The sequence below is a fragment of the Brachyspira suanatina genome (assembly GCF_001049755.1).
Lineage (GTDB): Bacteria > Spirochaetota > Brachyspiria > Brachyspirales > Brachyspiraceae > Brachyspira > Brachyspira suanatina.
Map to the genome: position 1 here is coordinate 1,954,365 of NZ_CVLB01000001.1, position 15,360 is coordinate 1,969,724.

The window sequence follows — 15,360 nt, forward strand, 5'->3', positions numbered from 1 at the left end:
AATAACACCTTATCTCATAGTATTTCTTGCCTGTATTTGACGTCTCAAAAAAGCAGGTTTTTCCAAATCATTATCAACAGTAGAAGTTTCACCGAATATAGACATTTTTGAACCCATCTTATTATGCTTATCCATATAATCATCTGATACTATATCAAATGGTTTTTTATGATAATCAGAATAAGGATTATTATGCTTCTCTTCATCTTCAAAACGCATCTCTTCTGATATTTTTTCTATTGCTCTATTATTGATAGTAGAATTTTTTATTTCATATCTGTGAGCATATTCTGAATTATTATTAACTATAGTCCTATTAAATGTTTCTATAATATCAGAATTATTATTATTTTCCTCATCATTATTAATACTGCTTCTATTTTCTTCATCAATAAAACTATTTGTTTTAGTTATTATAGGTTTTTTAAGATTTCTAATATTATTTTCAAATCTATATTCTTTAGTTTCCTGAATATCATTATTATTTGCAACTAATATCTTTTCTTTAACTTCTTGTTTTTCTTCTTCTATTACTGTTTTATCTTCTACTTTTATTACTGCTTTATCATCCGCTTTAAGATTTTCTACATTAAATTTATTAATTTCATTAGATTCTAATTTAGATTGAATGCTTTCAAGTTCAACTTCTTTCTCTTCTTCAGGTTCTTTTACTATAGTATTTATATTATCTATTTCACTAATATTTTCAGCTGCATTTTTTGATACAGTTTTACTTTCAGCTATAATCTTTTCATTAACTTCTACTTTATTAATTTCTGATTTATCATTCTTTACTTCTTCTTTTTTATCATTATTCTTTTCTTCAATTTTGTTTTCTATAACAGTAGAATTAATTTTATTCGTAACAGCATCATTAGAATTATTAGAACTATTATTTATAATTTCATCTCTATTAGTTGTTGAAGATTTATTTATTATATCATTTGCATTTGAATCTAAATCTTTATTTTCAGACCCATTTTTTGAATTAGCATCAAATCCTGTAGCAACTATAGTAACAATAATTTCATCTTTTATATCTTCTTTAGGGCAAACACCAATTTTTATATTAGCATTTTCATTAGCATAATTATTGATGATTTTGCTAGCCTCTCTATATTCTCTCATAGCAAAATCTTTAGGACAAACTATATTAGCAAGTATACCTCTAGCATTTTTGATGCTAGAAACATCTAAAAGAGGATTTTCAAATGCATTAGTAATAGCTTTTTGAAGTCTGTCATCACCTTTACCTACTCCTATACCTAAATGAGCTCTTCCATTAGATAGAGAAATCATAGTTTTAACATCTGCAAAGTCAACATTTATGAATCCTGTTTGAGTTATTATATCAGATATACCTTGTACACCCTGACGAAGTATATCATCTACAACAGATAAAGCCTCTTCATAGCTATAATCGTCCATATCAACCATATCATAAAGGTTTTCATTAGGTATTATGATAAGAGAGTCTACTACTGAAAGCATTTTATCTATACCAGATTCAGCACGGCTCATTTTTAATTTACCTTCATATTCAAAAGGTTTAGTAACAACACCTATAGTCAAAGCTCCAGCCTTTTTAGCAGCTTCAGCAACAACAGGGCTTGCTCCTGTTCCTGTACCGCCTCCAAAACTGCTTGCAATAAATACTAAATTAGCTCCGCTTACAACCTCTTCTATACTAGCAATATCTTCTCTGGCAGCTTCAGCCCCTTTTTCAGGATCTGTACCCGCTCCCAATCCTTGAGTTACTCTGTCTCCCAAAACTATTCTTGTAGGAGCATTAGAACGAGATAATGCTTGAGCATCTGTATTCATGGCAATAAAGTCTACATCTTTTAAACCTTCTTCTATCATTCTGTTTACAGCATTACATCCGCCGTTTCCGACTCCTATTACTTTTATTACTGTATCCAATGATGAAGAATCATTTTTTAATGCCATTTTTTCGCTCCCTTTCATATTGTCTGCCAATTCTATGCGATAGTTAGGATTCATTGCAACTCCCCTTGCTATATAATAGAATTTTTAATTAAAATTCATTTAATTAAAAATAAAATTATAATAAACATATTTCAATAAACATAATTATATTAACATAATTGTCAAATTCCGCAAGTAGTAAAAATAAAAAAAATATGTTATTATGTTAATCGGATTTTTTTAGTTTTTAACTATAAAAAATATTATGTTAATTGATTTTTATTGTTTGTATTATTCTTATTTTAAATATATACTAATAAATAACAAATATTACTTATAAATAAAAAATAATAAAAACAATAATAAAAGAGAATATTTATGAATATACATATACATACTTTTGGATGCCGACTCAATCAATATGAAAGTGAAAAAATTTCATACGAATTAAAAAACTTAGGGGCAAATATAACAGAATTAGATAATGCCGAAGCTATAGCTATAAATACATGCACTGTTACTAATGACAGCGATAAAAAACTTATGTCATATTTAGAAAAATTGGGTGATATACAAAATAAAAAAGTATTTCTAATAGGATGTTATGTTTCAAAAAAAGATAAAGATTCTTCTATATTTAAAGATAATATTGTACTAATACCAAATGAGAAAAAAGAAGAGGCTTCTGAAATAATATTCAATACTTTACATAATAATTTAGAAAATAAAATAGACAATCCAATATTCTTTCCTCAGGAACAGAGCAGAGCCTATTTAAAAATACAGGATGGATGCAATGTTTTTTGTACTTATTGTATAGTATCAAGAGTACGTGGAAGTCATAGAAGTGTTGAGCCTTCAAAAATATATGATGCTGTAAAAATGGCTAATGATTACAACTATAAAGAAATTGTACTTACAGGCTTAAATCTTGGTTCATACAACTATAATAATGAAATAAACTTCACAAAAATACTTAAAAATATATTAGAGCATTCATCAAAATATGGTATAAGAATAAGACTTTCATCTATTGAGCCTATTTACTTTGATGATGAGCTTATAAGCCTATTTAAAAATGATGATATACTTTGTCCGCATGCTCATATACCTTTACAGTCTGGAAGCAATAAAATATTACAGCTTATGAACAGAAGATATACAAGAGAAGATTATTTAAATATCACAGAAAAACTGTATAAAACTAATTCAAATATGTCTATAAGCAGCGATGTAATGGTTGGCTTTCCCCATGAGGATAATAATGACTTTAATGACACTTATGATTTATGCGAAAAATCAAAATTCATAAAGATTCATATATTCAGATATTCTAACAGAGAAAATACTCCTTCATCAAAGATGGATAATCAAGTGGGATACAGAGCTAAATTAAAAAGGGCTAAAATACTAAATGATTTAAATAATAAACTTAAAGATTCATATTACAAAAATGCTGAAGGAAGAAATTTAAAAATAGTAATAGAAAAAGATTTAAAAGATAACAGCTATATTGGAACAAGTGCTGAATATTTAAAATGCAAACTTCATAGTGAAAATACCCTAAACAAAAAGGATCTTGTATCAGCGAAAGCATTGAGATATGAAGGCGGTATTATGATTTGTGAGTAAATATATTAACAAAAAAATAAATCACCTTTACAATTATTCATTATACCTATATCTTTTATTAATGGTTTATTCTTTAATATACTATTATTTGATATATTATTAATCATATTATATATACTTTGTATAATAGGCAGTGTAAATTCTCTATAAATATCAGAAACTTTTACAATATATTCCAATGTTACTATAAAATTGAATAAATGAGAATTTGAAAGTAATTTCCAATCATAATTACTATTAAGTATAATATTTTTAGGTATAATAGGAGGATTTAATAATTGTCTACATAGAATTCTTGAGTGATGCACAGATCTATTTCTTATTTCAGTTATAGCAAATAACCAACTTTTTAAATATTTATAATGGTACAAATTCATATTATTAGTTATCAAAGTTTGTAATTTTTTTTTCAGAAGAAGAATAAAATTTTGATAATGTACCAAGACTCATTATTTCTACAATTATCCAGATTGATATTTTAGGATAATTTAAATATTCATTTTTATAGTGGTTAATGAATATCTCTTTTGAACGTTCAACTTCTTTATTTATTTCATTATTTATATTATTATATTTCATTAAATTATAATTAGCAAATGGATCATTATTATATACATCTAAAAAATTTCTAGATATAATATTTCTCATAAATATTTCTATATAAGAAATGCAAGAAAATAAAAGCTGTCTTATTTGTACATCATATTTAAAAACTTCAAATATCTCTTCAAAAGTAGTATTATTTGAAAAATTATGAGTTCTTTTATTTGATTTATCTTCAAATATATAAGTATATCCGCTAAAATTATAATAATTTAATTTTTCTAAAACCGTCTTAGCATAATTTATATCTTTTATTATTAAACCTCTAGATTGAAGTAATTTTATTTGATCATTAATTGATAAAGCTGGATTATTATAATCTTTCATAAATAAAAAGCCCGCAGAGTGAGCTACCAAAGGTAAGCCCTGCGGTACTATCAAATACATTATAACAAAATATATTATAAAGTCAAATAAAGTAATTTAATAATTTGACTTTATATATTCAAAATGTATAATCAATAAATGATAAATAAAGAACTTAATAATAAAAGAAAACAAAATATTTTAAATCTTTTAAATAAATGCAAAGAAACAGATAAAAACTTCAAACAATTTGCATCAGAAAGTCATAAATACAAATTAAATCCTCCTATAAATAAAAATAAAGTTATAGAATTAGAAAATAAATATGAATTCAAACTTCCGGAAGATTATTTTTGGTTTATAACAGAAGTCGGAAATGGTGGGGCTTGTTATGGCTACAGTATGGATAAATTTGAAGATATGTATTTTGATTATTTGAAATATGATAACAGAATAGATTTAATGATAGAATATTCAAAAAAAGTTAATGAAGGAAATGCTAATGATATAGAAAATACAGACTTTGAATATTATGGAATATTAAGGTTCGGAACCTTGGGTTGTTCTTCTTCTATAGGTTTAATAGTAACAGGAGAAAATAGAGGAAAAGTTGTTTATTATGATGATGAGTTTTATGAAGAACCTTTTATCACTTGTTATGATAATTTTCTTGATTATTATGAGAATTGGGCCTTGGAAACATCTCTTGATTATAATATGGGTTCTTTTGGGTTAAGATTAAAATTTGAAATTGATGATTTAATTAAATACTATTATGATATATTAAATAATAAAAAAGAAGATAATATTATAAATAAACAAAGCATTATAACAACAATGTATAAATACAAATCATTAGAAGAACAGTATTTAAATGAAATATATAATTTATACAATTTAGAAAAAGATGAAAATTATAAATTAAAACTTGTTTATTTATTAGATAATCATAATTATAAAAAAATAGAAAAACATATAAAAGATGCATTTCAAAATAATGATATTATAGATTCTTATGTTAAAGTTTTATATTTAAAAGTTCATGCTGACAATAATTTGTTTGTAGGCAATTTTAAAAAAGAAATTTTTGATTGGACAGATGAAATAAAATTAGCACTGGAATATTATAAAAAACTACATAATGAAGAAAATAAAATAAATAATTACAGGCTTCTTATTGATATGGCTTTATACCTTTATAAAAATAATTTAATAGATTTTAATGAATTTGATATATTTATTAATAATAGAAACTCTACTATATTATATATTCTATCTCTAAATATTTTAGAAAATGATGATATATTTAACATTTATATAAATGAATTTGTAGAAAGCTGTTCAAATAAAAATACTGCTCAAATAAGAAATACAATCGCATATTTGGAAAATATTTTAAAAAATAATAAAAAGTATAAAAAAGAAATAATAAACACAATAAAAACAGAATACCAAAAATTATTAGAATATTATAAAATCAATGAACCAGAAGATGAATCTATAATACATTTTATAAACAATACTTCAAAAAGAATATTTAATTATTAAAATATTAATATCATAGGAATTAAAATGAAATATAAACCTACAAGCAGAAAAGAATTAAAAGATTTAGTAACAGATGAAAGTATTTATTTGGGTGATATAGATACTAGCCTAATAACTGATATGTCAAACTTATTTGATTTTTTTAATAGAGATAATTATGACGGTATAGAAAATTGGGATACTTCTAATGTAGAAAATATGGCTGGTATGTTTTCTGCTAATAGGAATTTTAATAAAGATATTAGTAAATGGAATGTTTCTAAAGTGAAAAATACAGCTTATATGTTTTTCTTGGCTGAAAAATTTAATCAACCTTTGAATGATTGGGATGTAAGCAATGTTACAAATATGAATAGCATGTTTATGAATGCTAAAAGTTTCAATCAGCCTCTTAATAATTGGAATGTAAGTAAAGTTCAAAGTATGAGCGATATGTTTAATCGTGCTGAGAGTTTTAATCAAAATATAAATGATTGGAATGTAAGTAATGTAGAAAATATGAATCATATGTTTTCATCTGCATATAAATTTAATCAGCCTCTATTTAAATGGGATACTTCTAAAGTAAAAGAAATGTCTGGTATGTTTTCATTAGCTTATGCATTTAATCAGTATATTAATAATTGGAATGTAAGCAATGTTACTAATATGAGATGCATGTTTATGTTTGCAAGAGATTTTAATAAGCCTATTAATAATTGGAATACAAAAAAATTAAAAGATGCAGGAAGCATGTTCTCAAATACATCAGCATTCAATCAAAATTTAGATGATTGGAATATTGATAATCTTTCGGATATGAGTAATTTTAATAAAGATTCTAAATTAGAATTAACATTTAAATTCAAAATTTATTTATATGCATTGACTTTGGATAAAGAAGAAAAAAATAATTTAAATGATTTTATAAAAAACAATGTAAAAAAGATATATAAAATTATAGAAAATCATAAAAATAAAAAAGTTAATCTCCTTAAAAGATATTTAATAAATAATTTTTATAATGAATTAAAAGAATTAATACCAGATTATATTGAAAGTTTTAATAGCATAGAAGAAGTTTATAATTATATAGACAAAAACTATAATAAAAAAGATAATAAAAAAGTAAAATTTATAGATGATATAAAAATAGAAAATATAGATAAAAGAATAATAAAATATATTTACTTATCATATTTAGAATTGAAAAGAGAAGCCTACAGAATAAAACAAATAGATTATATTATAAATTTAATTGATGAAAAATCTTTTATAAATGCAATTAAAACAATGCACACAAGCACCAATAAAGAAACATCTATTATTATGTATGGAATATATGGAGGAGATGAAGCATTAAGAGAGATTTATAAAAAAGAAAAAGATTCAAAATTATGTTTACTTGTATTTTCTATCAATAAAAACAGTAAATATGCTGTTAATATGCTTTATAATGTGTTTAAGAAAAGTAAAAAATATGAAGTAAAAGAGATGGCAGAAAAAATTATTGAGGATATAGCAAAAGAAAATAATTTGAGCGTTTATGAATTCGGATTAAAAGCTATACCGAATTTTGGATTCGATAGAAACGGCGAGAGAATAATAAATAATAATCAATATAAAATGATTTTGAAAAATGATTATACTATAGAGTTTTTTGATATCAAAGAAAATAAAATATTAAAACAAATACCTAAAGACTTTGATGATAGTACAAAAGAAGAAATTAAATACATAAAAAAAGAAATTCCAAATATTATAAAAAATCAAAGCAGAAATTTAATAAAAATTCTATTAACAGGCAAAAAGTATGATTTTAATTTTTTCAAAGAAATATTTATTGATAATACAATAATGAATAAATTTGCTATTAATTTAGTTTGGAATTTATTTGATGAAAATAATAATTTTATAACAACATTCAGATATTCAGGCGATGGAAGTTATACCAACTGCGATGATAATACAGTGAATATAAATAATAATTATTTTGTAAGTTTATCAAGCCCTATAGAAATGGAAGAAGAAATTATAGTAAAATGGAAAAAACAGCTTGAGGATTATGAATTATCACAGCCAATAATGCAGTTTACAAATATAAAAATAAATAATTTACAAGAAGCATTAAAAAAATTACAAAATATGGAAATAAGTTATGGAATGGTAAAAGCATTTTCTCAAAAGTATGATATGAATACCGAACGTAAAAGCTATTATGAAATTAACGGATATTCATTTAAAGACTCATACAATAATCAAGAATTTTATATAAGAACAAAAATTATCAATACTGAAACCAATTATAATGATAAAATAAAAATTAATATCGAGTTTAATAATGCTAATGACAGATTCATATATACTTGGCTTATACTTTTAATATGGGATTTTAGATTAACAGAAATATACTGAAACAAATAAATTTTGAAAAACTTAAAAATTTGGGGTATATACTAATTTGTATATTAGCTTAATAATCAATATTATTATTTTTTAAGAACTCTATTGCAGGCTCTATATTTTCAGCCGCTAATTCTTTCATGTTATCCATAATTGCATTCATTTCATATTCATCATTATTTTTTAAAGCTGTTTGATAAGATTTATTAAAATACTCTAATGCTTCACTATTTAATTTATTATAATTTTCTATATTGTTTTTTTCTTTTAAAGCCAATCTTGATTTTACTTCACCTATATTATTATAAGGTAAAGAAAGTTCAGAATTTATTTCTAATGCTTTATAAAAATTCTCCAATGCCTTGTCATATTCTTTTAGCCTCACATAGCACCCGCCCAAATTATTAAAAGCATAATCATGTTCTTTATTTAATTTTATAGTAGTTTCATAATCTTTAAAAGATTCTTCATAATTTTTCAATGCCTCATTAGCAATACCCCTATTATAATATGCTTCATCATAATTCGGATTTAACTCTATAGCCTTATTAAAATCTTTAATAGCATCTTCATACAAAAATAAATCAAGTTCCGCATTTCCCTTATAACTATATATTTCATAATTATCAGGCTCCAAATCTATAGCTTTATTATAATCATTGATAGCCTCTTTTACTAATCCAGCATTATGTTTAGCAATAGCCCTCTTATAATAACATTCATTTCCAAGATCTATTGCCTTAGTATAATTATCTATGGCCTCTTCATAATCTTTTGATATTTCATTTAAAGCAGCTTTTAAAGTATATAAATAAGCTTTATCAGAATCTGACTCTGCATTATATAAAGCTTCATCAAAATCTTTCATAGCCTCATCATATAAATTCAAATTAATCTTTACCATAGCTCTTTCATAATAAGCATCTATATGATCATTATCTAATTCTAAAGTTTTATTATAATCTTCAATAGCTTCTTCATAATGTTCTAAATCAAACTTAGCATTTCCTCTATAATAATACGCATCAGCATAATAAGGATTAAACTTTATAAATACATCAAAATAATCAATAGCTTCTTCATATCTTTTTAATTCTAAATGACAAATACCTAAACTATAACAAACAAATTCATTATCAGAATCAATAATAGAATCAAAATCTTCTATAGCTTCCTCAAATAAATCTAAATTTTGTTTGCATAAACCCTTATTATAAATAGCTTCTGTATCATCAGGATTCAATTCTAGAACTTTATTATAGTCTTCTATAGCTTTATCATATTCTTCTAATTTAAAGTATGTCAAAGCTCTGTTATAATAAGAATCAGCATCCATTTCATTAAGCTCTATAGCCTTAGTATAATCATCTACAGCATTTTTAAACATATTTAAATTGGAATAAACTAAAGCCCTTTCATAATATATATAACTTTCATCAGGAAAATAATCTATAGCAATGGTAAAATCTTCAATGGCTTCTTCCAATAAATTCAAATTATATTTAGATAATCCCCTATAATAATAATATATATAATTAATTTCATTATATTCTATTAATAATGTATTAAAATCATCGACAGCCTCTTTATGTTTATCTATTTTGGCATAAGATAAAGCCCTAATAAAATAAGCATCTTTAAAATCAGAATCTAATTCTAAAGTTTTATTAAAATCTTTTATAGCATCTTCATATAATCCTAAACTATATTCAGCAACTCCTCTGCTATAATATGCATTGCTGTGTTCATCATTAAGTTCTATAGTTTTATCAAAATATTCTATAGACTCTTCATACATTTTTAAATTACATTTAGAAGTACCTATATTATAATAAGCACTGATCAAAATATTATGCATATTATTAATATCTTCATCACTAGCTTCATCATTATCATCATCACTATAAATAATAAATTCATCATCAGAATAAAAAACTAGATCCTTATTATAAATATCAATTATCTTCTCTAAATTCAAAATAGCTTCTTCATATCTTTTTTCTTTAAAAGCATTCTTTCCTAATTCAAATAATTGCTGTATTTCTTTTTTTATCATTTATTTATCCTGAATAAAAAATTTATAATTCACATATTAGAATATTTTTATAATTTTTCAAGTAAAACTATAATAAAAAATATTATTGATATATAAATTGTTTCTGTTATACTACTTAACATAATAATTTGGAGTACAAAATGAATAAAGAAGAGCTAAGTAATAATGAAGAAATAAATACTTCAGGTTTTGATGCTATAACTGAAACATTTGAGAAAATATATCCTGAACAAAAAGATCCTCTGCATTACAGACCTATAATATCTTATCAGTTTGGAGGAAAAGACCCTCTTGACGGAATAAGTATTTACAGAGGTAAAGGATATTATCATTTTGTTACTTACGGATTCAGCGAGCTTTATGAAAAAGAATCAGAAAATAAAGACTACAGCGGATTCGGTTTCGAACTTACTTTCAAATTAAAAATGAATGAAAAACAAATTAATAATACTAAAGATGATGATAGCGCTGATAATGAAATAAAAACTGTTGTAGGATTTTTACAGCAATTGGCAAGATATGTATTTGAAAGCGGTTCAGTTTTTAATCCTTATGAATATATATGGACTAAACAAAAAGAAGGAATAGATGCTGAACAAAAATCTAAAATAACAGGATTTATAACTATACCAGATGAAGCAGGTGAAATAAATACTCCTAATGGAAAAGTTATTTTTGTTGAGCTTTTAGGTGCTGCAGATCCAGAGCTTAATGCTGTATACAATAAAAAAATCACAGTAAAAGAATTGGCTCAAAAAATAGGAACCGATATAACAGATTATAACAGAGAATCTTTATTATAATTTCTTAATTGTAAACTCTTTCTATTACTGTTTTATTATTTTCTCTCTTTACCTGAAGCTTATAAATTTTATCAGATGAATCTTTAAAATCTTCTCTGTAATGTGCCCCCCTGCTCTCATCTCTCTCAAGCATACTCAAGGCAATCATCTTAACACTTTCGATAATCAAATAAATTTCTATAGAACCGTCTTTGATATTTTCTTTTATGCTGTAATTGCTTCTAATCTCATCAATCTTTCTTAAAAATTTTTCTATTTTTTCTCTGCTTCTTACAACGGATAAATTTTCACTTACTAATTCTCTTATTTTTTCAAGCACCTCATTTTTTCTACAATTGTTTTCTTTATCATCTTTTGAAATATCATTGATCCAATCATTAAATTCTTTTTCTATACTATTTAATTTTTTATTATCATGAAATTTATTATTTTTAATATATCTGTAAGCATCTTTAACAGCATTATTTCCAAATACCAAAGCACCGCCAACAGAATTTCCGCCTAACCTATTAGCTCCCTCTATAGCAGATGATAATTCACCAATAGCATAAAGCCCATTAACACCGGTAAATCCATTGCTGTCTATTTTTATGCCCCCATTACAGCTATGAGCAAAATGAGTTATTAAAGTTTCATCTTTAAGTAAATCAATATTCATTTCTTTCTTAAGCCAATCCAAATAAACAGTATAAAATTCTTCTTTGTCTTTATACAAATCTTCAGAATATTTTAATTTTACTCCGCTGTAAGGTATTTTTAAATCTATTTCACTGCTTTCAAAATCTATGCTGAAAGGAGCATAAGCACTTCTTTCAATCCATAATTTTTTATTTTTATCATCGTTTATTCCGTCTAAAATTAATTTATTATCTTCATCATACATGCCAATACAATATTTTAAAGTATGCTCTCCAAACAAAACATTATATTTAGGCTTTAAATATGCAGGTATAAATTGAATAAACTCCATATTTTGTGCATAAGCTCCAGCATCTAATGCAGTTATATGACAAGTACCATTAATTTTTTTGGGATACAAGCTATTTTTATAATTTCCTGCAATTCCTCCTGCCGCTAAGATTATAACTTTAGATTTTATAAAGAAAAATTTATCTTTATTTTGAAATACTGCCACATAAACTTTATCATTATTTTTTATGATTCTTATTAAAGAACTTTCTTCAAATATTTTAAGTCTTTTATTTTTTCTGAAAATTTTATTAGCTCTTTTTCTAGCCACATTCCAATCATTAATCAAAAAAATATTTCTTGAGTATTTAGCAAAACATGCAGGTCTTGAATCTTTTCTAAGCCAAGGTTTAAAACCTATTCTTTTTAGAAGATAAACATCTCTTTTAATATTTTTTATATAAGTTTTTATGAGCTCTGGATTTTCAACACCTTTACCCATATTGGTTATATCTTCATAATATTTATCATAATCATTTTCACTTTTTGTTGCCTGTATGCCTAATGTAGCTTTTAAAGGAAAATAAGAAGCTCCAGAACAAATCTTAGAAGAATCAGCAATGCATACTCTTTTAAAAACTTTCAATGCTCTTTCAGCTGCAATAAGCCAGCTATTCCTCCGCCTACAATCAATACATCACAATAAAATTTTTTGTTTATATTCATACTATCACTCTTAAATAGTTTTTATATATAATTGAATATACCTAAACAATTACATTTTGTCAAAAATTATTTTCTTATTTTTACTATCAGTGGTGGCTTTGCCCACTACTGTACGTGCCTTCGGCGAAAGGCTATATTTGCTATTAAATTTAATAAATTATTTTACATGTAATGCAATTTTAGTATGATTTAACACTAATTTTATACTTGCACTTTCGCGAAGCGTGCCTGCGGCAGCAACTTTTTGCGGCGGGAAAAAGTTGAATAAAAAATTGACAAAGTTAAAAATTTTCAGTATATATTAACACTTCATTATCTCATTACAATATTATAATATTTTTATAAAATAATCATTCTGTAAGTAATATATCAGCACTTCTATTTTTATATAATGCAAAAGATACTATCAAAGTAGCTATCTCGCTTATAGGCAGAACCAAAACCAAACCTATAAATCCGAAAATATTTGGAAGAGTTAATACCAATAAAACAGGCAAAATCATACTCCTTAAAGCAGCAACAATTGCAGAAGCACCAGCCTTTTGAACGGAAGTATAATATGCACTCATTATAATATTTATTCCAACCCCTATGAATGTAGGTATAGAGGTTCTTACAAAAAATAAAGCATCATCAAAAGTTTGATTATCAACATCTTTTAAAAGCGTATTAACAAGAAGACTAGGATCAATTAAAAGTATAATAGAACTTAATACCGATATAAAAGTAATTAAAAATACAGATATCTTTAAAAAATCTTTCATTCTGTTTTTATTTCTAGCACCATAAGAAACACTTACCAAAGGTTCTAATGCCTCGCCTATTGAATATGCAAGCATTATAAAAAACATTATCGCATAATTAGCAACTGAATATACTAGTATGCCCCTGTTTCCTGAAATATTATATGCTGTTATATTAAAAAGCCAAGGAATGAGTCCTGATGAAAAATTGCTTAAAAATTCAGAAAATCCATTAAATGCAGATTTTAGTATATATATCCAGCCTCCATAAATTTTTATTATCTTTAATCGGCAATTAGGTTTGAAGAAATATAATAATCCCATCAAAAAAGCTATTATCTGTGATATTGCAGTAGCCCAAGCAGCTCCGGCAATTCCGAAATGAAAAACTATAATGAAAAGAGGATCCAATACCATATTAGCCAAAGATGATACTATAAACATTGCAGAAGCAAATTTAGGAGAACCATTGAGTCTTACAAACTGACTTAAAACATAAGCCATTCCCCAAAAAAATGTTGCAAATAGCACACCCTCTACATAATCTAATGATAATTCATAAACTTCGCCATGTGCTCCAAAAAAAGGAAGAAGACTCTCTCTACATATATATGCTATAATCAAAGGAAAACTGGCTATAGTAAGAACTACAATTAAAGTTTGAGTAAATATTAAATTGGCACGTCTTATATTATTCTCACCTATGCATTTTCCAGCAAGAGCAACAGAACCTATAGTAAGCATTACATAAATACCGAAAGACAAAGCAGTTATAGGCCATACTATATTTATTGCAGTAAAAGCTTCTGCCGATATAAAATGTGCTACAAAAAAACCGTCTACAAATACAGCAGCACTTCCCATTATCATACCCAATATACTAGGTATTGCAAATTTTGAAAATAAATTGATACTGCTATTTTCTATTAAAGTTGTATTATTAAGTTCCATTAATTATTCCTTTAAAATAAAAAGAAAAAAATATTATAAGGATTATAAAAACATATACTAAAGAAAAATGATTAAGATATAAAAAATAAATTATTAATAGTATGTTTTTTGACTAAATATATTATAGTCATATTATTATTTTATGTCAAGATAATAAAATCTTATTGCATAATAATATTTTATTAATATAATGATTCAATATTAATAAAAGGAATAAAAAATGCAAATAATTAAATACGATATAAAATATATTAAAGAAGTTTTAAAAATATGGAATGACATCATAGAAAAAGGTATATATTTTCCTCAAATAGAAACATTATCTAACGAAGAAGAAGCCCATAAATATTTCAGCTCTCAAGACTATACAGGTATTGCTATAGATAATAATAAAGTTTTTGGCGTTTACATACTTCATCCTAATAATATAGTCAGATGCGGACATATATCAAATGCATCATATGCTGTAAGTAAAGAATCAAGAGGAAAAGGAATAGGAGAAGCTTTGGTTAGAGATTCTATGGAGCAAAGTAAAAAATTAGGATATAAAATACTTCAATTTAATGCTGTTGTAATATCAAATACTAATGCCCATAAATTATATGAAAAAATTGGTTTTAATAAAATAGGCATAGTTAAAAAAGGATATATGAATAAAAATAATGAATATGAAGATATTGTACTTTATTATATAGATTTATAAATATAAAAAAACAAGGAAGATAATTATTTAATTACCGCCCTTGTTTTATAATTTTCAATTAAATAGTTT

11 protein-coding genes are annotated in these 15,360 nt (G+C 24.7%); 5 read left to right on the top strand and 6 right to left on the bottom strand.

Annotation, left to right across the window (positions count from 1 at the left end; all coding sequences use genetic code 11):
• Positions 1 to 9 precede the first annotated feature (9 nt).
• Entirely contained in the window at positions 10 to 2,004 is a 1,995-nt protein-coding gene (gene ftsZ / locus BRSU_RS08415; protein WP_048594898.1) for a cell division protein FtsZ, read from the bottom strand.
• Positions 2,005 to 2,307: 303 nt separating this feature from the next.
• On the opposite strand from ftsZ, the gene mtaB reads away from it, so the two are divergent.
• The gene (gene mtaB / locus BRSU_RS08420; protein WP_048594899.1) at positions 2,308 to 3,561 is read left to right on the top strand and encodes a tRNA (N(6)-L-threonylcarbamoyladenosine(37)-C(2))-methylthiotransferase MtaB; all 1,254 of its coding nucleotides are present in this window, start codon (positions 2,308 to 2,310) and stop codon (positions 3,559 to 3,561) included.
• A 5-nt stretch (positions 3,562 to 3,566) separates the two neighbouring features.
• Here the strand turns inward: mtaB and BRSU_RS08425 are convergent, their stop codons facing one another.
• Positions 3,567 to 3,938 (bottom strand): Abi family protein, encoded by a 372-nt coding sequence (locus BRSU_RS08425; protein WP_048594900.1) that lies wholly within the window; start codon positions 3,936 to 3,938, stop codon positions 3,567 to 3,569.
• Positions 3,939 to 3,942: 4 nt separating this feature from the next.
• The gene (locus tag BRSU_RS08430; protein ID WP_048594901.1) at positions 3,943 to 4,491 is read right to left on the bottom strand and encodes an Abi family protein; all 549 of its coding nucleotides are present in this window, start codon (positions 4,489 to 4,491) and stop codon (positions 3,943 to 3,945) included.
• A 138-nt stretch (positions 4,492 to 4,629) separates the two neighbouring features.
• Here BRSU_RS08430 and BRSU_RS08435 point away from each other — a divergent pair, with 138 nt between their 5' ends.
• The gene (locus BRSU_RS08435; RefSeq protein WP_048594902.1) at positions 4,630 to 6,018 is read left to right on the top strand and encodes an SMI1/KNR4 family protein; all 1,389 of its coding nucleotides are present in this window, start codon (positions 4,630 to 4,632) and stop codon (positions 6,016 to 6,018) included.
• A gap of 24 nt (positions 6,019 to 6,042) precedes the next feature.
• A complete protein-coding gene (locus BRSU_RS08440; protein WP_048594903.1) occupies positions 6,043 to 8,412 on the top strand; it encodes a BspA family leucine-rich repeat surface protein in 2,370 nt (789 codons plus the stop codon).
• Positions 8,413 to 8,470: 58 nt separating this feature from the next.
• On the opposite strand, the gene BRSU_RS08445 is transcribed toward BRSU_RS08440, so the two are convergent.
• Positions 8,471 to 10,456, bottom strand: a complete 1,986-nt coding sequence (locus BRSU_RS08445; RefSeq protein ID WP_048594904.1) for a tetratricopeptide repeat protein — start codon at positions 10,454 to 10,456, stop codon at positions 8,471 to 8,473.
• 140 nt (positions 10,457 to 10,596) lie between these two features.
• On the opposite strand from BRSU_RS08445, the gene BRSU_RS08450 reads away from it, so the two are divergent.
• The gene (locus BRSU_RS08450) at positions 10,597 to 11,259 is read left to right on the top strand and encodes a suppressor of fused domain protein (protein WP_048594905.1); all 663 of its coding nucleotides are present in this window, start codon (positions 10,597 to 10,599) and stop codon (positions 11,257 to 11,259) included.
• Between the two features lie 4 nt (positions 11,260 to 11,263).
• Here BRSU_RS08450 and BRSU_RS08455 read toward each other — a convergent pair whose 3' ends face one another.
• Both BRSU_RS08455 and BRSU_RS08460 read right to left on the bottom strand, forming a co-directional pair.
• On the bottom strand, positions 11,264 to 12,814 hold the full coding sequence (locus BRSU_RS08455) for an FAD-binding protein (RefSeq protein WP_245158068.1): 1,551 nt from the start codon (positions 12,812 to 12,814) through the stop codon (positions 11,264 to 11,266).
• A gap of 430 nt (positions 12,815 to 13,244) precedes the next feature.
• Positions 13,245 to 14,588, bottom strand: a complete 1,344-nt coding sequence (locus BRSU_RS08460) for an MATE family efflux transporter (protein WP_048594906.1) — start codon at positions 14,586 to 14,588, stop codon at positions 13,245 to 13,247.
• A 220-nt stretch (positions 14,589 to 14,808) separates the two neighbouring features.
• Between BRSU_RS08460 and BRSU_RS08465 the strand changes: the two genes are divergently transcribed.
• Positions 14,809 to 15,291, top strand: coding sequence for a GNAT family N-acetyltransferase (locus tag BRSU_RS08465; RefSeq protein WP_048594907.1), 483 nt, complete (start codon positions 14,809 to 14,811; stop codon positions 15,289 to 15,291).
• The last annotated feature ends 69 nt before the right edge of the window (positions 15,292 to 15,360 follow it).